This window comes from Myxococcus sp. XM-1-1-1 (genome assembly GCF_020037095.1).
GTDB classification, from domain to species: domain Bacteria; phylum Myxococcota; class Myxococcia; order Myxococcales; family Myxococcaceae; genus Myxococcus; species Myxococcus fulvus.
In genome coordinates this window covers 20,025-44,328 of sequence record NZ_JAIQDH010000028.1, presented here as the reverse complement: position 1 = coordinate 44,328, position 24,304 = coordinate 20,025, and the positions used below count along the sequence as shown (strand labels likewise).

Genomic DNA, 24,304 nt, shown 5'->3' with positions numbered 1-24,304 from the left:
CACGGGCGTGGACCCGGGCGCGGGCTGGACGTCGGTGGGCTACGCGGACACGTCGTGGGCCCAGGGGCCCGCGCAGCTGGGGTACGGCGACGGGGACGAGGCCACCGTCGTCGCCTACGGCCCGAGCACCAGCGCGCGCCACGTGACGACGTGGTTCCGCCGGGCCTTCACCGTCGCGGACCCGGCGCGGGTGAGCAACGTGGTGCTGCGGCTGCTGCGCGATGACGGCGCCATCGTCTACCTGAATGGCCAGGAGGCGCTGCGCAGCAACCTGCCCTCGGGCACGGTGACGGCGTCGACCTTGGCGAGCACCGTCATCGCCGACAGCGCCGAGCAGGCGTGGCACACCGCGAGCATCCCCAGCACCGCGCTGGTGGCGGGCACCAACGTGGTGGCGGTGGAGGTGCACCAGTCCACGCTGAACTCGTCGGACCTGAGCTTCGATGCGTCGCTCACGGCCGAGGTGGAGGACGCCCCGGCCACGCCGTGCTTCGCGCTGAACCTGCCGGCGCTGAGCACGCTGCGCGCGTCGCCGAAGAAGGTGTTCGCGCACTACTTCTCGCCCTACCCGCTCTCGCTCGACAACCGGGAGCCCTCGGTCGACTACTACGCGCGCAACTACCTGCAGCCCACCGGGGAGAACTCCAAGTTCGCGTACTGCGGCGGGCTGCTCAAGCAGCGCCCCCTGCCCCAAGCCCCGCGCGCCTCGGGCGTGGACTACGAGCTGGCGAACTTCGAGGTGGAGGTGCGGCGCGCGGCGGCGCTGGGGCTGGATGGCTTCACGTATGACATCCTCAACCACACCGGCACGCACTGGAACCGGCTGCTGAAGCTGCTCCAGGCGGCGAGCAACGTGGACAGCGGCTTTCGAATCGTGCTCATGCCGGACATGAGCTCCACGTACTCGGGCACGGACGCGGAGGCGCTGTCGGCGTTCGTGAGCTCCATCGGCTCGGTGGCCTCGCACCCGGCGGTGTATCACCTGCCGGACGGGCGGCTTTTGCTCTCGCCGTACATGGCGGACAACCGCACGCCGCAGTGGTGGGCGTCGGTGCTGCAGGCGCTCCAGGCGCGGGGCATCCCCTCCGCGCTGTGGCCCGTGTACGTGCGCCCCTGGGTGGCGGCGACGAACACGCTCCAGGCGGTGGTGCCGCTGCATGGGACGTCCACGTGGGGGAACCGAACGCTCGGTAGCGCGGCGGGACAGCGCACCAACGTGGGCACCGCGCACGGGATGGGGCTCCAGTGGATGGCGCCCGTGGCCGTGCAGGACTCGCGGCCCAAGGACCTCGTCTACACGGAGGCGAACAACTCCCAGGCGTACCGGGCGCTGTGGGACGCGGCCATCCAGGGCGGCGCGGACTGGGTGCAGCTCATCACCTGGAACGACTACTCGGAGGCGACGGAGATTTCGCCCTCGTCCGGCACGCAGTGGGCGGCGTTCGATTTGACGGCGTATTACACCGCCTGGTTCAAGACGGGCGTCCAGCCGACCATCGCCCGGGACGCGCTCTACTACTTCCACCGCGTGCACTCGACGAGCGCCGCGCCGGACCTGACGCAGCAGCGCGCGCCCTACGAGCTGCGGGGCGGGGCTGCGGCCGCGAACGAGGTCGAGCTGCTCGCCTTCCTCACCGCGCCCGGGACGCTCGAAATCGAGTTCGCGGGCGTCGTTCAGCGCAGGGACGTGGCGGCGGGCATCCAATCGTTCCGGGTGCCGCTGCAGCAGGGCACGCCGCGCTTCCGGCTGGTGCGAGGCGGCGTCACCGTGGCGTCGGTGACGAGCGCGTTTTCCATCAACAACACCATCGTCTACCAAGACATGCTGTATCGCGCGGGAGGCAGTCTCGCCTGCGACCGTTCGTTCTTCTTTCCCTGACATGAGTCGGGTCCGCCGTTGAACAGACATGGCGGACTCGACGGCCGTGAAAGACTCGCATGCCTAGCTTTGGGCCGCTTCACCTCCCACAGGAGTGGCTCACATGCGATTCGTCCCAGGCAGGAAGGCTCGGGGTTTGTTGACGGCGGTGGTGTGCGCGGGGTTGTTCGCGGGCTGCGCGGAAGAGGACGCCGTGTCACCGTCGGGTGACGCGGCTTCGTCGTCACAGGCGCTCACTGCGTTGCCGCCCCGCGTGGGGCTGACGTTGCAGGCCATCCGGGACGCGGGGTCGAACCTCCCCTACTGCGACCTCTACAAGGACTACCTGACGCCGCAGGTGCTCCAGGCGTACTACTCGGACCAGGGGTTCGACGGGTGCGTCGTGGCGTGGATTGGGGACACGGGTGAGACGCTGGAGGTGAACACGAACTACGCGGAGGATGTCTACCGCGTGTATGTGAAGCGCTCGGGGCCGGTGCTCAACAACACGGTGTACCGCAAGCTCGGGGACGGAGTCGGTCCGGTGGACCTGCGGCTGGGTGGGCCGCCGGGGAGCGCGGTCAACACGTTCACGCTGGCGCTGGACGAGCGGGGCTTTCCCACCGTCGCGTGGCTGAAGAAGGCGTCGCCCCACTTCAGCAACGTGGAGCTGCGCGCGTCGCGCTGGGATGGACAGGCGTGGCATGCGCTGGGCGGGGTGCTCAACGTGAATGACGCGCAGGACTCCGTCGCGTCCCAGCCCGTGCTGAGCTGGGATGTGCAGGAGCGCCCCGTGCTCAGGTGGGTGGAGACCACGGGGGCGTCCACGGTGAATGTCACCCGGACGTGGAACGGGAGCAGTTGGGAGTAAGGACCGACGACGCGAGGGGGCTTATCTCCCCGAGGGCCGCAGCGGCGCCAGCCGGGCCTTGTCCAGCTTCGCCGCGACACCGACGCTGCGCCCCGCGAGGTTGGCGACGACGTACTGCACGCTCGTGCCCATCACCTGCGCGCTCTCCGAGAGCGACAGCCCGTAGTCCTGCGCCAGCCACTGCGTCAGCCCGCTCGTCGCCTGGCGCAGCGCATCGTCGAGCGAGCCCGCCTGTCCCAACACCATCAGGTGCGTGGGCGACTCCACTCGCGGCATCGACGGCGCCTTGCCGCGGATGACCTCCACCGTCAGCTCCACCTCCATCGACGTCTCCAGCGCGAACTGAGACGTCTCGCCATCCCCCTGCCCCGCGTGCGCGTCCCCCACGTAGAGCAGCGCTCCCGGCTGGAACACGGGCAGGTACACGGTGTTGCCCTCCACCACCTCGTTGAAGTCCATGTTCCCACCGAAGCGCCCCGTGTCTCCCGTGGAGACAGGGGGCGAGCCGAAGCCCGGCGCCACCGCCAGCCCGCCCAGCATCGGCCGCAGCGGCACCGTGAAGTCCTTCAGCTTCTCCGTGGGCGACTCCGGCCGCGCCACGCCCTTCTCCCAATCCAACGTCCAGCGCACGGGCTTGCCCAGCTCCGTCGCCTTCGACGCCAACAACGGCGTCATGGCCCGCCCGACGATGCTGTCCAGGCTGTCCGCGCTGCGCCGGTTCAATCGCAGGCGCTTCAAGTGGACCGCCAGCATGTCCCCCGGCCGCGCATCCGCGATGAAGAACGGCCCCGTCTGCGGATTGCCATACAGCGCGCGTGAGACACCGTGCTCATCCATGCCACCGGAGTCGAGCGTCGTCGTCTTCACCGTGTCCCCGGACCACAGCGTCAGCACCGGCGCCCGGTCCGCCGAGAACTCGTTGGACCACGACGTCGGGGTGAACTCATGCCGACGCGGTGGGCCTGAAGGCCGCTCCGGAATCCGGCGCGCCGTGAAGGCCCGCTTCACCCGCGCCTTCTTGTCGTTCGTGTCCGGCACGTCCGCCGTTCCCTCCAGCCGGTCTCCCCGCACCTTGCCCGTGTAGACGTAGCGCGCCTGCCGTGAGTCGGTGACGTTGAAGCGGACCTCGTTGCCCGTGCGCTCGCCCTCCAGCGCGTCACCGTCGAACGTGCCGGACAGCTTCTTCCCCGAGCGCTCCAGCGTGAGCCCCTGGTGCAGGGCGTTGCCCCACATGTCCGTGGTGACGACCCACTCCTCCTTCACCACCGACTGCGCGAGGACGAGGGACGGGACGCAGCAGCACAACCAGGCCAGGAGGAGTCGTCGCATGTCCGCGGCACCATGCCAGAGACATGGAGGGTCCGCACACTGCGCCGCCTAAGACTTCTTCAGCTGCGCCTCCACCGCCTTCAGGAGCGCGTCGAAAGACTCCTCGAAGAGCCGCACGCCGTCCACGGCCAGCCGCTCGGTGACGCTCTTCATCGACACGCCCCCGGCCTCCAGCTGACGCAACGTCTCCTTCGCGCCCGCCAGGTCCTCCAGCAGCGTGGTGCGCACCTTGCCGTGGTCCCTGAAGGCGTCGATGGTGGCCGGCGGCATCGTGTTCACGGTGTCCGGGCCAATCAGCTCCTCGATGTAGAGCACGTCCCGCAGCTTCGGGTCCTTCGTGCTGGTGCTCGCCCACAGCACCCGCTGCACCTTGGCGCCCTTCGCCGAGAGCGCCTTCCAGCGCGGGCTGCTGAAGACCTCCTGGTAGATGCGATAGGCGAGCTTCGCGTTGGCGATGGCCACCTTGCCGTGCAGCGACTCCAGCACCTTGCGCTGCTCCGCGGTGACGCCCGCCTTCAATCGCTGCTGAATCTCCTTGTCCACCGCGACGTCGATGCGACTGACGAAGAACGAGGCCACGCTGGACACCTTGCTCAAGTCTCCGCCCGCCTTGGCGAAGCGCTCCAGGCCCGTCAGGTACGCGTGGGTGACCTGCCGGTAGCGCTCCTGGCTGAACAGGAGCGTCACGTTGACGTTCAGCCCCTCCGCCGTGAGCTGCTCGATGGCGGGCACCCCGGCTTCCGTCCCGGGGACCTTGATCATCACGTTGGGCCGGTCCAGCGTCTTCCAGAGCCTGCGCGCCTCGTCGAGCGTGGCCTTCGTGTCGTTCGCGAGCCGCGGGGAGACCTCGAGCGAGGCGTAACCATCCTTCCCCTTCAGCGCGTCGTAGACGGAGCGCAGGATGTCGGCGGCGCCCTGCACGTCGCGCACGGCGAGCTGCTCGTAGACGTCACCCGCCGAGCGCCCCTGGCCCCGCGCGGCCTGGAAGAGGTCCTCGTAGTCCTCGCTGCCCGACACCGCCTTCTGGAAGATGGTGGGGTTGGAGGTCAGCCCCTTGAGCCCATCCTCGGTGATGAGCTTCTGGAGCGTCCCCTGGGTGATGTAGCTCCGCTGGAGGTTGTCCACCCAGACGGCCTGGCCGAATTCCTCGAGCTGACGCAGTGGATTCATGGCGGTTCACACCCCTGGCTCTGAATCTGCCCACGCGCGCCGGAGCGTGAGCGGGCCTGCACACGGGAGCCCCCTCGTCGGGTTGCCCTGCGAGGAGAGGCCCCTCGTCCGCCCTCTCCCCGCGCGCGCCCGCGCCGCTTCACCCGAGGCCCCGCCATCAACACCCTACGGAGGTCCCCCAGCCTGGAGAGAGACGATGGCAGACACACTGGCAGGGCTCGCGGCGCAGCTGCGGGTCGACAGCATCCGCGCGACGACGGCGGCGGGCTCCGGACATCCGAGCTCGTCCATGTCCGCGGCGGACATCGTCGCGGTGCTGTTCCAGAAGTACCTGCGCTTCGACTTCCAGCACCCGCACGCCCCGGACAATGACCGCTTCGTGCTCTCCAAGGGCCACGCCTGCCCGGTCCTCTACGCCGCGTTCAAGGCGGCGGGCGCCATCGACGACGCGGAGCTCCTGACCCTGCGCCAGTTCGGCAGTCGCCTGGAGGGACACCCCAACCCGCATGTGCTGCCGCTGGTGGACGTGGCCACCGGCTCGCTCGGCCAGGGACTGGCCATCGGCGTGGGCATGGCGCTCACCGCGCGCCTGGACCAGCGCCGCTTCCGCACGTACGTGATGATGGGCGACAGCGAGACGGCGGAGGGCTCGGTCTGGGAGGCGTTCGACAAGGCCGCACACTACAAGCTCGACACCCTGTGCGCGCTCATCGACATGAACCGCCTGGGCCAGAGCGGCGAGACGGAGCTGGGCTGGAACGGCGAGGCCTATGTCGCCCGCGCGCGTGCGTTCGGCTGGCATGCGCTGGCCGTGGACGGACATGACCTGGGCGCCATCGACCGCGCGCTGGCCGAGGCCCAGGCCACGAAGGGCAGGCCCACGTGCCTCGTCTTCAAGACGGAGAAGGGCCATGGCTACTCGCTCATCGCCAACCATGAGCACTGGCACGGAAAGCCCCTGCCCGAGGACAAGGCGCGCGAGGCCATCCAGGAGCTCGGCGGCGAGCGGAACCTGCGCTTCGACGTGAGGAAGCCGGAGGTGACGAAGCCCACCGCGAAGCCCGCCGCCGGGCCGCTGAAGCTGCCCACCTACGCCACGGACGAGAAGGTCGCCACGCGCAAGGTGTACGGCGACGCGCTCGCGGCGCTGGGGGATGCCTTCCCGGACCTGGTCGCGCTGGACGCGGAGGTGTCCAACTCCACGTACTCGGAGGAGCTGCGCAAGGCGCACCCGGACCGGTACTTCGAGATGTACATCGCCGAGCAGAACATGGTGTCCAGCGGCGTGGGCATGGCGGTGCTGGGCAAGCGCGTCTTCGTCAGCACCTTCGCCGCCTTCCTGTCGCGCGCATATGACCAGCTGCGCATGGCCGCCGTGTCCAACGCGACCTTGCACGTGTGCGGCAGCCACGCGGGCGTGTCCATCGGCGAGGACGGTCCCTCGCAGATGGGGCTGGAGGACCTGGCGATGATGCGCGCCGTCGCCGGCAGCACCGTGCTCTACCCGAGCGACGCCAACCAGACGGCCCGACTGATGGCCGCCCTGGTGGACCTGCGCGGCATCAGCTACCTGCGCACCACGCGCGCCAAGACGCCCGTGCTCTACGCGCCCACCGAGGAGTTCCCCATCGGCGGCAGCAAGGTGCTCCGACGCTCCGACCGGGACGTCGTCACCATTGTGGCCGCCGGGATTACGCTGCATGAAGCGCTGGAGGCCCACGCGCGCTTGCAGGACGCGGGCGTGTCCGTGCGCGTCATCGACCTGTACTCGGTGAAGCCCGTGGACGTGAAGACGCTGCGGCAGGCCGCGAAGGAGACCCAGGGTAGGCTCCTCGTCGTCGAGGACCACTGGGCCGAGGGCGGGCTCGCGGACGCGGTGCTGGAGGCCTTCTCGGACGGAACCGAGCCCTTGCCCCGCGTGAAGCGCCTCGCGGTGCGCAAGCTGCCCGGCTCCGGCAAGCCCGAGGAGCTGCTCGCCGCGGCGGGCATCGACGCGACGCACATCGTCGAGGCCGTCCACGCCCTGCGCGACACCCCGGCCTCCGAGGGCTCGCGCGCCACCAGCACGGCGCAGACCCGTCGCACCCATTGAACCCGATGGAGGGTCGCCGCGAGAATGCGGCCCTCCATGCCCCACGACCTCGCCTCCCTCACCGAGCTCTCCACCCTCGAATCCCTCCTCGCCGCCGAAGGGGTGGACGGACTGCTCGCCGCGCTCGACGACGCGCTCGCCCGGACACCCGCGGACACGCGCGTGCTGCACGAGGACGGGCCCACCGTGGGCCCCCGGACGCTCGGCGTGCTGCGCAAGGCCGTCGCGCTCGACGCGGACTTCCTGGGCGAGCACCCCGAGGCCCTCTTCCAGTGCCTCTACAACCGGCTGCGCTGGTACGACGCGCCGGACGCCGCGCCCCACTACGCAACGACGGGACAGGGCCCCTGGGACGACCCGGAGGCGCACCTGTACCAGCTCGCGGCATGGTGGCGACGACAGCGCGAGGCCTCCGGCGGCGCGGCCTGGGTGGAGTCCCTGCTGCCGCTGCGTGGCGCACTGGACGGCGCCGACACGTACCTCTGGCACGAGGCCCACGTCCTGTGCGCGGCGTTCGATGCGACAGGGGCGCGGCTCGCCACCGGCTCGCACGAGGACGGCGACAACGTCCAGGTCTGGGACGTGGCGACGGGCCAGCGGCTCCAGACGATGGAGGGCCACGAGGGCGAGGTGCGTGGGATTGCCTGGAGCGCGGACGGCAAGCGCCTGGCCTCGGGCTCCAGGGCGCATGACGCGCGAGTCTGGGACGTGGAGACGGGCGAGCAGCTCCACGTGTTCGGGCGCCAGGAGGGCCAGGTGACGTCGGTGGCCTTCAGCCCGGACGGCACATTGCTCGCGGTGGGCAACCTGGGCTGGCGCATCCACCTGTACGACCTGGACACGGGCGAGAAGGTCCGCACGCTCAAGGGGCACCAGCAGTCGGTGTTGAGCGTGGCGTTCCATCCCTCGGGCCGCTGGCTCGTGTCGGGCGCGTCGGACGACACGGTGCGCGTGTGGGACGTGTCCACGGGCGAGCAGGTGGCGCGGCTGGACACGCAGCGCTCCGTGAGCACGGTGGCCTTCAGTCCGGACGGCGAGTGGCTCGCGTGGGCGGACCTCGACGACGTGGGCGTGGCGGAGACGAAGACCTGGCAGCGGGTGCGCGGCCTGCAGGGCCAATCGCGCTACTCCCACGTGCAGTGGCTGGGGACCTCGCGGCTGGGCCTGTTGGGATACGACCGGCTGGAGATGCTGGACGTGAAGGACGGCGCCACGGTGTGGTCGCGCCCCTATTCCTCGGATGGGCATGAGCGCGGCGCGGCCTTCTCGCCGGACCTGAGGCACTTCGCGTTGACGGCCGTCGATGGCGGCGTGCTCGTGAGCAGGCTCGACGCGCCCGTCCCGCCCAGGCTCCTGTCCGAGCAGCACCGCGTGAAGCACCTGTGGGGGCGGGCCGAGGGGACCCTGGCCGTCGCGAAGCGGATGGACGGCATGCTCGTCATCGACGCCCAGGGCCGCGTGCGCGAGCCGCCCCGTGATGCCCACGACTCCGGCCTTCATCCCTGGAACCTGAGCCCGAACGAGGCGTGGGCCGCCTATCCCGTCACGCGCTACCTGGATGACGGTTGGCGGCGGGGCATCCAGCTGTTCGACGTGGCGCGCATGACGCCGACGACGGAGCTGACCGACGAGCCGCTGGAGGGGCGGGACGCGTCCCGGAAGATGACGATGGAGCAGGTGATGACCTTCTCCCCGGACTCGACGCTGCTCGCGGGCACGTTCGAGCTGGGCGTGGTGCGTGTGTGGCGCGTGGCCGACGGACGGCTGCTCCACACGCTGAAGGGCCCCGAGGCCGTCGTCACGATGGTGGAGTTCACGCCGGACGGCGCCCATGTCGTGTCGGGCTACGAGGCCCTCTCACGGCTCCAGGTGCACGACGTGAAGACGGGGCGGCTCGTGCTCGACACCCAGGCCCTGATGAAGCCCGCGGTGGCGTACACGGCGGCCGAGCGCGTGCCGCGCATCGCGGTGGGGCGCGCCACGGGGGAGCTGGAGCTGCTCGACCTGCCCGCGGGCTTCCGGCGCGTGCTCCAGGTCTCCGAGGAGCCGGTCATCGCCGCGCGGTTCTCCGCGGATGGCTCGCGGGTGGCGGTGTGTACGCTGGACGACCGGGTGCGCCTGTACGAAGCGGACACGGGGCGGCGGGTGTACGAGGTGCCGCACCCCGCGCTGCCGTTCGAGGTGGCCATGGAGGGGGACGTGCTGGTCACCCGCTCGGATGACCAGAAGACGCGCTTCTTCGACCTCGCCACGGGCGCGCCCCGGGAGGTGCTCGACGGCAACGCGCCGCCGGACGAGGTGACACGCCGCGCGTACTGGGAGGTGCTCGGCGACGCGCCCGTCGCGTTCCACCGCCGCCTGGACACCACGCCCCTGGCGCACTTCCACGACTCGCTGGAGGAGACGCTCATCCTGCGCGACGGGCTCGTCGTGGCGCGCGGCCTCACCGTCCCGGACTTCCTCTACGTGCTCAAGCTCCACGGCCCCACGGGCGGAGCCTGAAGCCCGCCATCACTCGCAGCCCACGCGCCGCGGGCCCACGGCCAGGTCATCCAGCCACCAGTCCGTGGGCGTAGAGAGGCCCTGGTAGAGGAACACTCCAGCCTCCAGCACCGTGAAGTCGCGAGCCTTCTCGCGCATGGGCGGTGTCTGGGTGGGCGGGTCGGCGAAGACGAACCTGCGAGGCCACTGGAGCTCCACGCCGTCGAGCCACACGCGAGGCTCGGCGGCCTGGGGCGCGTCACCGTTCGCGCCGTCGAAGAGCCACTCCACGCAGGCCCACCGGTCCAGCACGAGCGGCGTGTCGGAGACCTGCACCCACTCCGGGAAGCCGGGCGGCTCCGGGGGATGCCAGATGGCCATGTACTTCTCCTGGTACGTCGCCACCTCGTACCAGTCGAGCGCCTCGAACGCGGTGTCCTGGCTCCCCGGGCGCGGATACCGCGCGTTGAAGAGCCCCGCGTGCGAGGCCGGCCGCGCGGGTGTCACGTAGACGTGGACACGCCCCCAGAGCACGGGGCCGAAGTCCTTCGGGAGCTGGAAGCGCACCGTCTTCTTCGGACCCCCCTGCTCGCCTTCGCGCCCCCCGACGAGCTGGCTCGCGTGCAGCGCATACCTGCCACCATGTGCACGCGTGGCATCCACGAGGAGCTGGCCGCTGAACTCGTCGCGGAACGGTGTCCAGCCTTCCGGCAGTCGCCCCTCCTCGAAGTCCCAGCACAGGGTCCCGGGTGCCGAGCACCCCGTGGCCCCCGTCCGCTCCGAGGAGGCGGGGTGGGCACACGCGGACACGAGCAACACCACGAGCCATCCAGGAGCGACTGCGACGCGCATGTTCCCCACCTCTCGGTACCCGGGTGGACGGTACACCCGCGCAAAACACGGAGGCCATGAGACTTGCCGCGAGCGGCCCCGTTCTTCTCCAAGAGCCCGAGGAGGAGAACACCATGCGAAGGATTCCGTCTCGACTGTGCACCCTGGTGATGGGCGTGCTGCTGGGTTGTGGCACCCCCGAGGAAGCTGGCGGCCCTGAAGCCCTCTCGCGACAGGCTGCGGCCCTCGCGGAGCCCATCAACGTCACGCTCCACAAGCCCGCCACCGCGAGCGCCACGCAGGGCAGCTTCCTGCCGGAGTACGCGGTGGATGGGGACATCAACAGCGATGACTCGCGCTGGTGCCCTGGCGTCTACAACGAGACGCGCCTGTTGGACATCGACCTGCAGGGGACATTCGACCTGGTGCGCATGGAGCTCTACACGGGCTTCCGCGCCGACCGGCCCATCAAGAGCTACGAGCTGTTCTACGACGACGGCACGGGCTGGAAGCCCATCCCCGGCGCGAGCCAGACGAACAACACCAGCATCGCGGTGTCGACGACGTTCACCCAGCCGGTGACGGCGAAGAAGGTGCGATTCTCCTGCAAGGACCCGCTCGCGGACAACTGCCGCGTGAAGGAGCTGTGGGTCTTCGGTACGCCGCACGCCACCGAGGTGAACATCCCGCCGGTGGCCAACGCCGGCCCGGACCAGGCCATCACCCTGCCCACGAACAGCGTCACCTTCAGCGGCGGCGCCACCGACGCGGACGGCACGGTGGTCTCGCTGGCATGGACACAGGTGAGCGGTCCCACCGCGACGCTCTCCGGCGCCAGCACCGCCACGTTGAGCGTCACGGGACTGACGGTCGGCACCGCCGTCTTCCGGCTCACCGCCACCGACAATGACGGCGCCACCGGGACGGACGAGGTCAGCGTGACGGTGGCCCCCGCGCCCCAGACGCTCACCAACGTGGCACTCGGCAAGCCGGTCTCCGCCGGCAGCAGCAACGCCAACCTGCCGCCCTCCAACGCCGTGGACGGGAACCTCACCACGCGCTGGGAGTCCGGCTACCACTTCCAGACGCACAATTATTTCGACGTCGACCTCGGGAGCGCCCACGAAGTGCACGGCGCGACGCTGCACCTGTCCACCAGCGCGACGTCGTCCTACGCGATGACCGCGTTCGAGCTGCAGAGCTGGGACGGCGGCTGCTGGAAGACGATTCCGGGCTCCGTGGTGGAGGGCAACCCGACCAACACCACGCAGCGCTCGCTCACCTTCACCGCGCCCGTCACCACCACGAAGGTCCGGGTGGTGTGCAAGGACCAGCCCTACTGCCGACTGCGCGAGCTGGAGCTGTCGGGCCGACCCGGGGTCGCGTCGACGGCGCCCACCACGTGCGCCGCCGGACAGCAGACGCTGGTGCGCAACGTCCGCTACGACTACGCCCTGTTCCTGCCCCAGCAGTACAACGCGGACCGCACCACCCGCTGGCCGCTCATCATCGCGCTGCACGGCCTGGGCGGCGCCACGCTGGCCACGGACCGCTCGGGCGTGCTCGCCAACCCCGAGGGCCTGGCGCGGCAGTTCAACTCCGCCAGCTTCCGCGCGGCGATGAAGGCCATCGTCATCTCCCCGAACCAGCGGCTGCCCTTCACCAATTCGGGCACGGGCTGGTTCAACAACGACGCGCTGCTGGCCCTGGTCGAGGACGCCAAGAAGGACTACCGGGTGGACACGGACCGCATCTACTTCACCGGCCTGAGCGGCGGCGGCAACCGGAGCCTGGAGCAGGGCATCACGGACAGCGGGCCGCTCGCGGCCATCGTCCCCATCGCCTTCACGTCCACGCCCACCAACGACGCAAACGTCTGCAACCTCAAGTCCCTGCCCATCTGGTCCTTCCAGGGCGAGTTCGACACGCCGAGCCGCCCGAGCAACCTCAAGAACTGGCTGGACACCCGCTGCGGCGCGGGCTCCAGCGCGATGCGCTTCACCGTCATCCCGGGTGGACGCCACGACGGCTCGACGTGGGACACCGCCTACGCCACGCTCGAGCTCTACGACTGGCTGCTCCAGCAGCGCCGCAGCCACCGCCCGTAGCCGGCCCTCGGGCGGAGGGACAACGCCGTCACTGTCCCCCGCCCCACATGGCGCTGCCCACGGGGCCGATTCCCGCCACGTCCTCCAGCCCTAGATTCCGGGGGGCCGTAGGCGGGGAGCATGGGGATGAGCCTGGAGAACCTGGTCGTGCTCATCCCGCCCCTGTGCTGGGGCATCCAACCGCTGCTCGTCGCGAAGGTGGGCGGTCTTCCCAAGCAGCAGGTCCTGGGCAGCACGCTGGGCGCGCTGGCGCTGGCCCTGTTCGCGCTCAACGTCGTCTCACCGCACCTGTCGCGCACGGTGGTGCTGGCTGGCTTCGCCTCCGGCGCCTGCTGCGCGGTGGGCCAGACGAACCAGTTCCGCTCGTTCGCGCTGCTCGGCGTGTCGACGGCGATGCCCGCCATCGTCTGCCTCCAACTGCTCGGCACCTCGCTGATTGGCGTCCTGGTATTCCACGAGTGGCCCACCACCGCGAAGGTGGCGCTGGGGACGACGGGGCTCGTCGTGGTGATGCTGGGCGTCGCGATGACGTCCTACAAGGAGGTCCGCGACACCGCGAGCCCCGCCCAGCGCAACGCGGGGCTCACGGCGCTCCTGCTCTGCGGCGCGGGGCTGGTCGCCTACGTCATCATCCCCAAGTGGTTCGGCGTCAACAGCTGGGACGCCATCCTCCCCCAGTCGGTGGGCCTGTTGACGACGGCCTTCCTGCTGTCACTGCGTGGCGAGGGTCGGCCCTTCGTGAAGAAGACCTGGCTCAACATCCTCCCCGGCCTCATCTGGGCGACGGGCAACCTGGCGCTGCTGCTGGCCGACGAGCGCGTGGGCGTCACCACCGGCTTCACCGTGTCGCAGATGGGCGTCATCATCTCCACGCTCGGCGGCGTCTTCCTGCTCGGCGAGCACAAGACGCGCAAGGAGCTGGTGCTCGTCTTCATCGGCGTCGCCCTGGTGATTGCAGGGGGAGTCCTCGTGGGGCAGGCCCGCGCCTGACGGAGGGGCCTCCGGGTCCGAGCCCCCCTCCTGGAGTAGTGGCACACCGCCATCCGCCTCCAGCGGAAGAACGACCCCGTGAAGGCGATGGAGGACCTGCGCCGACTGGTCGACGCGGGACACATCCCCCCGGCGAGTACGAGTCGAAGCGGACTGAAATCCTGGCCCGGATGTGAGGCCGGGACGTCAGACGGGCAGCCCCTCGGCCTCGAGCGCCTTGCGCACCGCGGGACGCGCGGTGACGCGCTCCATGAACGCGAGCAGGTTCGGGAAGCCGGACATGTCCACCTTCACGTACTTCGCCCAGCGGGTGACGGTGTAGAGGTACGCGTCGGCGATGCCGAAGGTGTCCCCGAAGAGATAGGGACGCGTGGCCAGGCGCTCCTCGAGCAGCTGGTAGCGCTTGAACAGGTAGGCCGTGCGCTCCTCGCGCACCTCGGCCGACGTGTTGGGGCGGAAGAGCGGAGCGTAGGTCTTGTGCAGCTCGGAGTTGATGTAGCCGAGCATCTCCTGCACGCGGTAGCGCTCCAGGCTGCCCGCCGGAGGCACCAGCCCCGCCTCGGGCCGCAGGTCCGCCAGGTACTGCACCAGCGCGGGGCCCTCGGTGAGGACGTCGCCCGGCTCCAGCTCCAGCGCCGGCACATAGCCCTTGGGGTTGATCTTCCAGAAGTCACCGCCCGACTGCATGACCTTCGTCTGGGTATCGACCTTCTCGAGCTGCAGCGTGAGGCCCGCCTCGTGCGCGACGATGTGGGGGGACAGCGAGCAGGCGCCCGGCGCGAAATAGAGCTTCATCGGCTTCCTCGTGGTGGGTGGGAACGACGGCGCATGAGTAACGGGGCCGGGTTACCTTTGGAAAGTAGTGCGGATAAGGTGAGCGCACTTTCCACTCACCCCGCGGTAACTCCACTCACCTGGCGGTAAGTCCCCATGTCCCTGAAGCTGCGCAAGAGCAAGGCCCCACCGCCACCGCCCGGCTGTCCCATCCATGCCTGCATGTCGCTCCTGGGTGGAGCGTGGACCACCCATGTCGTCTGGCAGCTGTCCGGCGGCCCGCGGCGCTTCGGCGAGCTGTTGCACGACATCCCCGGCATCTCACCCAAGGTGCTCACCACACGGCTGAAGGAGCTGACGGCGAAGGGCGCGGTGACGCGCGAGGTGCGGCCCACGTCTCCGCCCTCGGTGGAGTACGCGCTGTCCCCGCTCGGAGAGGAGCTGGTGCCGGTGCTCCACGCCATCGTCCGGGTGGGCACGCGGCTGCGCGAGGTGACCCTGGACCCACATCGCCACGAAAGGCCCACCCGCCGCGCGCAAAGACAGACCTGACCCCTCCTCGATGTGGCCCCAGGTCCAAGTGCCGTCTGGTCAAAGCTTGTCACGCCAGGAGCCCGACAGCCTCCTTGCCCCCAGGTGTCGGTCCCCACGGCGCCAGGGCACGTATCCGTATGATGTATGCCCATCAACCCAAGGGGCATTCATGCGTTGTCACGTGTCGGGCTTCGTCGCGGGGCTTCTCGTCATCGCGGGGTGTGGTGTCGGACCGGAAGCGCTGGAGCCGGAGCCAGGAGCCTCGACGAGCCCGGCAGAGGTCGGCGCCGCCGAGCAGGGACTGCTGACGCTGGTGACCTGCGGAGGCACGGTCATCTCCACCTTCGACCCGCCCCTGAAGAACGAACCGCAGGACGTGGTGGCCTCGGCGGGAGGCGTGCTGTCCAACTGCCTGCTCTCGGGACTGACCGCCACCTTCGTGCCTCGGACGGGCCCCATCAAGGCCGCGTCGTGCCTGGACCTCCTGCACTCCAGCTACGGCACGCTGCGGCTCATCTGGAGTGAGCCGGGAAACCCAGCCCCGGGAGAGTCCGAGGTCCTCTTCTCCGCCACCGTCATCGGGGTGGGAGACGTGGCGACGACCATCACCGACACGGGCACGGTGAGGTCGGGGAGGTTCGCGGGCGCGACCATGGTGCGGGTCAGCACCTACGCGAACGACCTGCTCGGCAACAAGTGCGCGTCGCCAGAAGGGCTCGCCACGCTCAACGGGTCCGTGACGTTCGTCCTGACCAGGCTGTTGTGAGCCCTTGGAGGCACGCCAGGGACTGCCCCGAGGTGCGCTGAGCCGACGGGCGGGGGCTCGTCCGCGCGGATGCCCCCGATGAGTCCGCCTTCAACGAGGCCGGGGCGTCCCCACCCTGCCCCGGCCTCGCGTGTTACAGGGGCGGCATGATTGTCCGCCCGCGAATGCACTGGCTTCGCATGCTCTTCGTCTGGCGTGGCTCGGTCATGCCACGCATCTTCCCCCGGCTCGGCTTCTTCCTCGTGCTGGCGTGCCTGGCCGTCGTCCTGCAGCCGCTGCCCTTCAACCTGAAGTTCAACCTCCGGGAAGGTCCGCTCGGCCTGTTGGGCGTGGCGCTCGCCATCTTCCTGGGGTTTCGCAACAGCACCGCCTACGACCGCTTCTGGGAGGCGCGCAAGCTGTGGGGCTCGCTGCAAATCGTCTCGCGCTCCTTCATGCGCCAGGCCCTCTCGCTGCCCACCCCCGCCCTCTCCACCGAGGAGCGCCGCGAGGTGACGGACCTGCTCCGCGCGCTCGCCCTCACGCTCAACCACCAGCTGCGTGGCACCCCCGTGGCGCTCGACACCCTGCCCCCGGGCGTGCGCGCGTGCGTGGAGCAGACCGGGCAGCGCGCCCCCCGCGTCATCCTGGCGCTGGCGGACTGGGTGGCCCGGATGCGGCGGGAGGGACGGCTGGGCGAGCTGCTCGTCGCTCCGCTCGAGGCCAACCTGGACCGCTTCTCGGAGGTGCTCGGCGGCTGCGAGCGCATCGCCAGCACCCCCATCCCCTACGTCTACAGCGTGATGCTCCACCGCACCGTCTACATCTACAGCCTGCTGCTGCCCTTCGCCCTGGCCGGCAGCCTGGGCTGGTCCACGCCCCTGGTCTCCGTCTTCGTCACGTACACGTTCATCGCGCTCGACATGGTGACCTCCGAGCTGGAGGACCCCTTCGGCACCGAGCCCAACGACTTGCCGCTCGACGCCCTGACGCGGAACATCGAGCGCGCCGTGCTGGAGCTGGCCGGCGAGCCCCTCCCTCCACCCACACGGCCCGACGACAGCTTCCTGCTCACCTGAGGCCCCACCGGTTTTTTCCGGTGTCTCCCGCGCGACACCATATTACGCTCATCATACGTCACGCGGGAGCGGGAACCATGCAGGTGAAGAGCGCACTCTCCTCGGAGGCCGAGGCCAGCGGCGAGCAGAAGGCGGGCGCCGCGGGCGCGGACATCCGGCAGGCGCTGCTGCACGGGCCCATCCTCCCCACGCTCTTGAAGCTGGCGGTGCCCACCACGGTGGTGCTGGTGGCGCAGTCCTTCGTCGGCGTGGCGGAGACCTGGTACGTGAGCTTCCTGGGCACCGACGCGCTGGCGGGCGTGTCGCTGGTGTTCCCCATCTTCATGTTGATGACGATGATGTCCAACGGGGGCATCGGCAGCGGGGTGGCCTCCGCGGTGGCGCGGGCGGTGGGCGCGCACCGCAGCCAGGACGCGGACGCGCTGGTGTGGCACGCGGTGGTGATGGGCGTGGGCCTGGGGCTCGTCTCCACGCTGCTCGCGTGGCTGGGAGGCCCCGCGCTCTACCGCGCGCTGGGCGGCGAGGCGGGGGCGCTGGACGCGGCGGTGGAGTACTCGAACTACCTGTTCCTGGGGGCCATCCCGTTCTGGGTGGTGAACCTGTTGGCGGCGGCGCTGCGAGGCGCGGGCAACGTGAAGCTGCCGGCGAAGGTGACGCTGGCGGGCGCGGGGGTCCTCGTCGTCATCTCCCCGGCGCTCATCTTCGGCGTGGGGCCGCTGCCGGCGCTGGGCATCGCGGGCGCGGGGCTGGCCATGGACCTGTTCTACCTGGGCGCCGCGCTCTGGCTCCTCAAGCACCTGGCGTCGGGGCGCACCTCGCTGCGGCTCTCGCCCGCGCGGCTGGAGGGGCGGCTCGTCCGCGACATCCTGCGCGTGGGGCTGCCCACGGCGTTCAGCGCGGTGCAGCCGAACCTCACGGTCATCATCGTCACCGGCGCGGTGGGCCTGTTCGGCGTCGAGGCGCTCGCCGGCTACGGCATCGCCTCCCGGCTGGACTACCTGCTGGTGCCGCTGCTGTTCGGGCTGGGGACGGCGGTGCTGACGATGGTGGGCACCAACGCGGGCGCGGGGCAGTTAGAGCGGGCGCGGCGCACCGCGTGGGTGGGCGCCTGGCTGGGCTTCGGGGTGACGTCGGCCATCGGACTCGTCGTGGCGGTGGCGCCCGGCCTCTGGCTGCACCTGTTCAGCCAGGACCCTGCGGTGCTCGCGCCCGGGGCGCTGTACCTGCGCATCGTCGCGCCGTTCTACGGCCTGCTGGGCCTGGGCTTCGTGCTCGGGTTCGCCTCCCAGGGCGTGGCGCGGGTCTTCTGGCCCGTCGTCGGAGGCACCGCGCGCATGCTCATCGCCGCGGGCCTGGGCTGGCTCGCCGTCTCCCACTTCGGCGCGGGCCTGCCCACCCTCTTCGCGCTCGTCTCCGCCGCCCTCGTCGCCTTCGCGGCCGTGACGAGCGTGGCCACCCTGGCCGGCGCCATCTTCCGCGAGGGGCCCCGGTAGCGCGCTTCATTCCCACGAAGTGACGCGGACAGGGGTGATGGAACATTCCGGCCGGCAAAGGAAGACAAGCCCCGTGTGAGGAATGAGGCCAGGAGCGCCACGATGTCCTGGTAAGATTTGCATCGCATTGAGCGCATGGCCCCTCGCCCGAGCAGCCGGGCGCAGGGTTCCCTCTCGACATCCCGTCGGTCCTCGCCAGGATGAGGAGACCATCTCGTCCGGAGATGGCCACACCTCTGACTCGAAAGGATTCGCGATGCGATGGAGCTCCGTCCCCCTGTTCCTGATGGGCGCCGCGCTGATGGGCGGCTGTGGTGGGCCCGAGACGCCGTCCGCGGGTGGCCCCGGTGGCGCCCCGGAGGAAGGCACCCTGATTCCTCCCATGCACGTGGAGACGGGAGGCGCGCCCTCCGGCACCGGCTCCGTCACCGCCAGCGCCATCTGTAGCGACGTGGCGACGTGGGACCCGGCCTGGGCCGCGTTCGAGGAGCAGGTCCTCGTGCTCGTCAACCAGAAGCGCGCGGCCGGGGCGACCTGCGGCGGCACGGCCTATCCCCCGGCGCCCGCGCTCACCATGAACGACCAGCTGCGGTGCGCGGCGCGGCGCCACTCCAAGGACATGGGCGTCAACAACTTCATGAGCCACACCGGCTCGGACGGCTCCACGCCCTGGCAGCGCATGACGGCGGCGGGCTACTCCTACCGGCGCGCCGCGGAGAACGTCGCGGCGGGCTACGCCACGCCCACGGCCGTGGTGAACGGCTGGATGGCCAGCAGCGGCCACTGCGTGAACATCATGAACGCGCAGCTCGTGCACATCGGCGTCGGCTACTACAACGCGCCCTCCAGCACCTACAAGCACTACTGGACCCAGGCGTTCGGCGCGCCTTGAGCCTGTCGCACCCGGGCCCGCGCCTCACCGGCGGGCCCGGGGCAATGACTGCTCATCCAACGCCGTATCGCGGGATGAGTCAGACCTCGCCACCCGTTTGCCAATCAAACCTTCACGCGGCTGTAGCGCTCCTCGCCACGCGTCGGACGGATTCGTGGCGGAATGGGTTACGCCCTTTCGTCCACCGGTCGACACTCCCACCTCCCCTCGGTCGGGGAGGTCCGTGGGCCGTCTCAGGAAGACAAACAATCCATGTCACGGGCACGAGACCTGCTTTGACAGACACCACGACCGACAATCCCTGTCGGCCGTGCCTCCTGTCTCATAAGGGGTTTCCCCATGTCATACCGTCCCACGCGGGGTCTTCTGGACCTCGTGCTGCAACCGCTGCGCTCGCTGCCCCTGTCCGTGCTCGCGCTCGGAGGCCTGCTGCTGGCCCCGATGGCCCGCGCCGCCGACCCCGACCCGCAGGCGGAGAAGGGCGCCGCGGCGACCATCACCGGGCTCTCCCTGGTGGGCGAAGGCGGACTGAAGGTCCGCATCCAGTGGGCCGACAACCAGGAGCTCCCCTCCGGCCTCGTGCTCACGTCCTACAACGGCAAGGACGAGGGGACGGCGAGCGTGGAGGTGCAGCCGGAGCCCGGCAAGGAGACGGAGATCTCGCTGGATGGCGCCATCAAGGAGTTCTGGGAGACGGGCTGGTCCCAGCGGCTGGTGCTCGAGGACAGGGAGGGCAAGGAGACCCTCCTCACGCAGCCCTACAACCTCAACCTCGACTGCCCTGACGACAAGGAGTGCCAGCTCACCGTGGCGCCGGGCGCGGGGACGAGCGGCGACGTGCTGCACGTGAGCGAGGAGCTGGACGCGGCGCTCGCCGAGGTCGCCGCGAAGGCCGGTGAGGGCAAGGAGGTCGACCTGCTGGACGAGGTCGCCGCCATCAATCCCGCCCTGCGCGGCCAGGCGGTGGCCTACTCACTGGCGCTCTCGAAGCTCCAGGTCCAGGGCCCCTGCACCTGCGTGTGGCAGGCCGTTTATGGCCAGAGCCCCTCGGGCTCCGGTTACAGCGTCTACATCAACAACAGCGGAGGCATCGTCAGCGGCACGAACGGCCCCGGCGCCAAGCACGCGCTCACCGCCCTGGGGCGCAATGGCATCTCCTACGGGTTCTCCGGCATCAGCCAGGTCAACCTCCGGCTCAACTGCTCGCGGTGGATCATCACCTATCACATCGAGTGGATCGTCACCTGGCCGGGGGGCCCGCGCTTCCCCATCCTCGTTCCCCGCCTGAGCATCGCCGCGTGCACCTCGACCTGCCGGGTGCGCTTCGACCACCAGGGCCGCATCAGCGGCTCCACCTTCGCGGCCTATACCAGCCCCGGCGCGGCCACCGCGTACGAGCAGGGCTCCTATCGCGTGGACGGCACGTATCTGTTGAACACGAGCGCCAGCAACGGCGGGTTCTTCAACCAGCTCAGTGGCGTGTCCCTGTTCTCCAACGTCGGCACCATCGGCCGCGTGGACTCCTACGGCTACGTGTATGCCTACTCCCCGACCTTCCCCTACTTCGCGTCGGCGTCCATCTCGAATGGCCACTCCATCGCCATCCACGGCCAGTCCTCCTGCCCGAACGGGCCCTATGGCCACGCCGCCGTGTGGACCTACGGCACGTCGCAGGGCACGCCGCAGACCACCAGCCTGCGCAACTCCATCCGGAACTTCTTCCTGAACTGGGGCATCTGGACCAACCCCTGAGTCCCGAAGCGGAGTGATGGCGCCCCGGAGGCCAGCCCGAGCACCTGGGCCGGCCCCCGCCGGGGCGCCGTCGTCCTCAGCGGCCCGATGCCTGGGCGTCCACCGCGGCCAGCTCGTCCTTGCTCAGTGAGAGCTCGGCGCCCGCGAGGTTCTCCTCCAGGTGCTTCACCGAGGAGGTGCCCGGGATGGGCAGCATCACCGGCGAGCGGGCCAAGAGCCACGCGAGGGCAATCTGCGCGGGGCTCGCCTGGTGCTTGCGCGCCGCCGCGTCGAGCGCGCCGCCCGGCTTCGCCAGCCCGCCGGTGGCCAGCGGGAACCAGGGGATGAAGCCCAGCTGCTCCTGCTCGCAGTACGCCAGCACCTTCTCGTGCACGCGGTCCGTGAGGTTGTAGCGGTTCTGCACCGACACCACGTCCACCACCTTGCGCGCGCGCTGGATGTCCTCGACGGAGACCTCCGACAGGCCGATGTGGCCGAGCTTGCCCTCCTGCTGGAGCGCCTTGAGCTCGCCCAGCGACTCCTCGACGGGGACCCTCGGGTCGATGCGGTGCAGTTGGAACAGGTCGATGCGCTCCAGCTTCAGGCGGCGCAGGGACATCTCCACCTCCTGGCGGAGGTACTTGGGCGCGCCCACCGGGTGCCACTGATTGGGGCCGGTGCGCACCAGGCCCGCCTTGGTCGCGATGACCAGCCCCTTCGCGTACGGGTGCAGGGCCTCGGCGATGAGCTCCTCGCTGACATAGGGGCCGTAGGAGTCGGCGGTGTCGATGAAGTCCACCCCCAGCTCCACCGCGCGGCGCAGCACGCGCACCGCCTCCGCCCGGTCCTTCGGCGGGCCCCAGATGCCGGGGCCGGTCAGCTGCATGGCGCCATAGCCCAGGCGATGGATGGGCAGCACTCCGCCCAGCTTGAAGACGCCGCTCTTTTCGACAGGTCGTGACGAGGTGCCGCTCATGGAACGCTTCCTCCTTCTCTGAAGGTAGGGCGCGTGGATAACGCCCCTGGAGGACGCCTGCTCGCCGCGATGACGGGCGACGGGGCCTGCGTCCCCCCGGGCCCTCCAGCCGGGGAGCGGGCGTGCTCGACGTGGTGCGTCGCCCTGGGGGCTTGCGGCTCCCCGATATCCTTTTCGACCCCGAGCGTTCCAGCCCCGCCACTGAGTTCTCCGACGCGACAAGGGAGGCCATCGATGCACCGAGCCCTGGCTGGTCTGGTGTTGCTGCTCGCGGGTTGTGCGAGGAACGTCCGTCCCCCCGAGCAGGCCGAGGCCACCCAGCCCGCCCCGCCGCCCGTGGAGCCGGAGCAGCCGAAGTACGAGCACATCTTCCTGATGCCGCCGGAGCGGGCGCTCGCCGAGGCCGCGAAGCTCCTGAAGAACGAAGGTTGGGTGCTCCAGCCCATGGAGGACCCCCGGCTGTTGCTGACCGAGTGGCGCGCGGCGCAGATCGGCACGAAGTCCTGGGGCTACCAGAGCGACGGCGACCACACGCGCTACCTGGTGTCCAGCGAGTCCCTCTCCGAGCGCGAGTGCATCATCCGCATCTTCCGGATGAAGCGCGTCGCCTTCAGCAACGACGTCGAAATCAAGCCCGAGGCGAGCGGCGCCATCCACAACCGCTTCGTGGGCATGAAGCGCTTCGAGGACGAGTTCCGCGCCCGGGGCGCGCCGGTGGAGCTGGCGCAGCGCGAGCGGGACACCGCGGCGTGGGTGGAGCTGGACGGCGCCACGCAGGGGACGCGGGACTTGGAGCTGGAGCGGCAGCTCACCCTGATTCTGGAGTCGCGCCCCTCGCTGGAGACGCTCACCGGCTCGCTGAAGCTGTCGCGGGATGACTCGTTCGCGCGGGATCCGACCTTCTATCTGCGGCGGTGGAAGGAGCCGGTGCAGGAGCCCTGTGAGCGCAAGGTCCCTGGGTTCCAGCCGCTGCTGAAGGCGGGGCTCACGGTGCTCATCGGTGAGCAGTTGGGCACGCGGGAGGTGCCGGCGAGCGTGGGAGATTTGATGTGCGAGGCCTCGCAGGCGGGCCATGCCGTCACGCTCGCGCTCACCGTGCCCGACAAGGAGCAGGCGCGTATCGATGCGTACCTGGCGAGCGCGGGCAAGCCGGCGGACCAGGACGCGCTGCTCGGGGGCCACTTCTGGCGCAAGGTGCAGCAGGACGGCCGAGGCAGCCGCGCGATGATGGACTTGCTGGACCGGGCGCGGGCGCTGAAGGCGCAGGGACGCGCCATCTCCGTGGTGGCGATGGACACGGACATGAGCCAGGGGAAGGCGCGTGACGCGCACATGGCGGGCAAGGTGTTGAAGCCTCGCGCCGCGCGGCCCCAGGACGTGTTCCTGGTGCTGGCGGGCAATGCGCACACGCGGCTCGGGGACGCGGACTGGAACGATGACTTCGTGCCCCTGTCGCGGCACGTGGTGGAGAAGCACCCGGACGTGAAGGTGCTGGAGGTGGGCTACGCGCAGGGCCGCCGCTGGGGTTGTGACGTGGAGCTGAACGGGGACATCACGTGCAACGTGATGGGCATCACCCCAGGCCCGGTGGTGGAGATTCGTCCCCAGACGCCCGTGGGTATCCGGATGCTCCCCAAGGTGCACTCGGAGGGGTTCCATGGCTTCCTGGACGTGGGAGCGCTGACTGTGTCGCTGCCCGCCATCGCGCTGCGCGGACATGAGCCGGAGGCGCCGGCCGCCGAGCCCGCGAAGCCCCAGGTTCCCACGCCAGCGGCCAGTGGGGCGGCGACGACGCCCAGGTCCGCGCCGTAGCTACCGGAGTCGGGGCACCAGTTCCGGCACGGGCGGCGCTTCCGGGTGCCAGCCATTCAGGGAGGAGCGCTGGCCGGGCTGGCGCTTCTCGGCGCGCCACTCGATGCGCTCGGATGGGGCGCGCACGTCCAACGAGAAACAGATGACCCAGTGCGCGGTGTACTCGTCGAGCGGGAAGCGGCTCTGCACCAGCGGCTCGCGAATCACCACGCCCCCGGACATCCCGGTGGACCAGCGCACCTCGATGTCGACGGCGACCTTGGCCCGGTCCGAGTCGTCCTTCAGCAGGGTGAAGTGGGGATACACCTCGGGAGGTGCATCGACGACGCGCAGGCCGTGGCGGTCCGCGATGTCGACAAGCAGCGGCTGACAGTAGAGCTCAAGCAGGGACGCGAGCAGCCGTGAATCCAGCGTGGCCAACTGCGGCTGGGTGACGGGCTCCAGCAGGCTGCGGACAGCAAAGTGGATGTCTTGACGTCGAACCGCCGCGGCGAACTCGGTTTGCAGGTTCACGAGCGTTCCCCCCACCTGATTCCCC

The 24,304-nt window shown here is 70.0% G+C and carries 19 protein-coding genes; 13 read left to right on the top strand and 6 right to left on the bottom strand.

What is annotated here, in order from left to right:
* Window positions 1–7 precede the first annotated feature (7 nt).
* Both K8640_RS36660 and K8640_RS36655 read left to right on the top strand, forming a co-directional pair.
* On the top strand, window positions 8–1,879 hold the full coding sequence (locus tag K8640_RS36660; protein ID WP_223751350.1) for a glycoside hydrolase family 71 protein: 1,872 nt from the start codon (window positions 8–10) through the stop codon (window positions 1,877–1,879).
* Between the two features lie 103 nt (window positions 1,880–1,982).
* Window positions 1,983–2,729 carry a hypothetical protein gene (locus K8640_RS36655; RefSeq protein ID WP_223751349.1) on the top strand — a complete coding sequence of 249 codons (747 nt, stop codon included), beginning with the start codon at window positions 1,983–1,985 and terminating at the stop codon, window positions 2,727–2,729.
* Between the two features lie 21 nt (window positions 2,730–2,750).
* On the opposite strand, the gene K8640_RS36650 is transcribed toward K8640_RS36655, so the two are convergent.
* Together K8640_RS36650 and tal are read right to left on the bottom strand one after the other, a co-directional pair.
* The gene (locus K8640_RS36650; protein ID WP_223751348.1) at window positions 2,751–4,058 is read right to left on the bottom strand and encodes an acetamidase/formamidase family protein; all 1,308 of its coding nucleotides are present in this window, start codon (window positions 4,056–4,058) and stop codon (window positions 2,751–2,753) included.
* Between the two features lie 48 nt (window positions 4,059–4,106).
* Entirely contained in the window at window positions 4,107–5,228 is a 1,122-nt protein-coding gene (tal, locus tag K8640_RS36645) for a transaldolase (RefSeq protein WP_223751347.1), read from the bottom strand.
* A 196-nt stretch (window positions 5,229–5,424) separates the two neighbouring features.
* Between tal and K8640_RS36640 the strand changes: the two genes are divergently transcribed.
* Complete coding sequence (locus tag K8640_RS36640; RefSeq protein WP_255653769.1) at window positions 5,425–7,320, top strand: transketolase; 1,896 nt, start codon at window positions 5,425–5,427, stop codon at window positions 7,318–7,320.
* 36 nt (window positions 7,321–7,356) lie between these two features.
* A complete protein-coding gene (locus K8640_RS36635) occupies window positions 7,357–9,822 on the top strand; it encodes a WD40 repeat domain-containing protein (RefSeq protein WP_223751345.1) in 2,466 nt (821 codons plus the stop codon).
* Between the two features lie 9 nt (window positions 9,823–9,831).
* Here the strand turns inward: K8640_RS36635 and K8640_RS36630 are convergent, their stop codons facing one another.
* Entirely contained in the window at window positions 9,832–10,653 is an 822-nt protein-coding gene (locus K8640_RS36630) for a hypothetical protein (RefSeq protein WP_223751344.1), read from the bottom strand.
* A gap of 113 nt (window positions 10,654–10,766) precedes the next feature.
* Between K8640_RS36630 and K8640_RS36625 the strand changes: the two genes are divergently transcribed.
* Window positions 10,767–12,740, top strand: a complete 1,974-nt coding sequence (locus K8640_RS36625) for a discoidin domain-containing protein (protein WP_223751343.1) — start codon at window positions 10,767–10,769, stop codon at window positions 12,738–12,740.
* 126 nt (window positions 12,741–12,866) lie between these two features.
* Window positions 12,867–13,730, top strand: coding sequence for a GRP family sugar transporter (locus K8640_RS36620; RefSeq protein ID WP_223751342.1), 864 nt, complete (start codon window positions 12,867–12,869; stop codon window positions 13,728–13,730).
* Window positions 13,731–13,916: 186 nt separating this feature from the next.
* Here K8640_RS36620 and gstA read toward each other — a convergent pair whose 3' ends face one another.
* Entirely contained in the window at window positions 13,917–14,525 is a 609-nt protein-coding gene (gene gstA / locus K8640_RS36615) for a glutathione transferase GstA (RefSeq protein WP_223751341.1), read from the bottom strand.
* Window positions 14,526–14,660: 135 nt separating this feature from the next.
* On the opposite strand from gstA, the gene K8640_RS36610 reads away from it, so the two are divergent.
* The 6 genes from K8640_RS36610 (at window position 14,661) to K8640_RS36585 (ending at window position 20,999) form a co-directional block, all read left to right on the top strand.
* On the top strand, window positions 14,661–15,056 hold the full coding sequence (locus K8640_RS36610; protein WP_223751340.1) for a helix-turn-helix domain-containing protein: 396 nt from the start codon (window positions 14,661–14,663) through the stop codon (window positions 15,054–15,056).
* 151 nt (window positions 15,057–15,207) lie between these two features.
* Entirely contained in the window at window positions 15,208–15,804 is a 597-nt protein-coding gene (locus K8640_RS36605) for a hypothetical protein (protein ID WP_223751339.1), read from the top strand.
* A gap of 146 nt (window positions 15,805–15,950) precedes the next feature.
* Window positions 15,951–16,862 carry a bestrophin family protein gene (locus K8640_RS36600; protein WP_223751338.1) on the top strand — a complete coding sequence of 304 codons (912 nt, stop codon included), beginning with the start codon at window positions 15,951–15,953 and terminating at the stop codon, window positions 16,860–16,862.
* 77 nt (window positions 16,863–16,939) lie between these two features.
* Window positions 16,940–18,355, top strand: coding sequence for an MATE family efflux transporter (locus tag K8640_RS36595; protein WP_223751337.1), 1,416 nt, complete (start codon window positions 16,940–16,942; stop codon window positions 18,353–18,355).
* Window positions 18,356–18,611: 256 nt separating this feature from the next.
* Window positions 18,612–19,247, top strand: coding sequence for a CAP domain-containing protein (locus K8640_RS36590; protein WP_223751336.1), 636 nt, complete (start codon window positions 18,612–18,614; stop codon window positions 19,245–19,247).
* 339 nt (window positions 19,248–19,586) lie between these two features.
* A complete protein-coding gene (locus tag K8640_RS36585) occupies window positions 19,587–20,999 on the top strand; it encodes a hypothetical protein (protein ID WP_223751335.1) in 1,413 nt (470 codons plus the stop codon).
* Between the two features lie 76 nt (window positions 21,000–21,075).
* On the opposite strand, the gene K8640_RS36580 is transcribed toward K8640_RS36585, so the two are convergent.
* Complete coding sequence (locus tag K8640_RS36580) at window positions 21,076–21,954, bottom strand: aldo/keto reductase (RefSeq protein ID WP_223751334.1); 879 nt, start codon at window positions 21,952–21,954, stop codon at window positions 21,076–21,078.
* Window positions 21,955–22,188: 234 nt separating this feature from the next.
* On the opposite strand from K8640_RS36580, the gene K8640_RS36575 reads away from it, so the two are divergent.
* Complete coding sequence (locus K8640_RS36575; RefSeq protein ID WP_223751333.1) at window positions 22,189–23,766, top strand: hypothetical protein; 1,578 nt, start codon at window positions 22,189–22,191, stop codon at window positions 23,764–23,766.
* Here the strand turns inward: K8640_RS36575 and K8640_RS36570 are convergent, their stop codons facing one another.
* Window positions 23,767–24,279, bottom strand: coding sequence for a hypothetical protein (locus K8640_RS36570; protein WP_223751332.1), 513 nt, complete (start codon window positions 24,277–24,279; stop codon window positions 23,767–23,769).
* Between the last annotated feature and the right edge of the window lie 25 nt (window positions 24,280–24,304).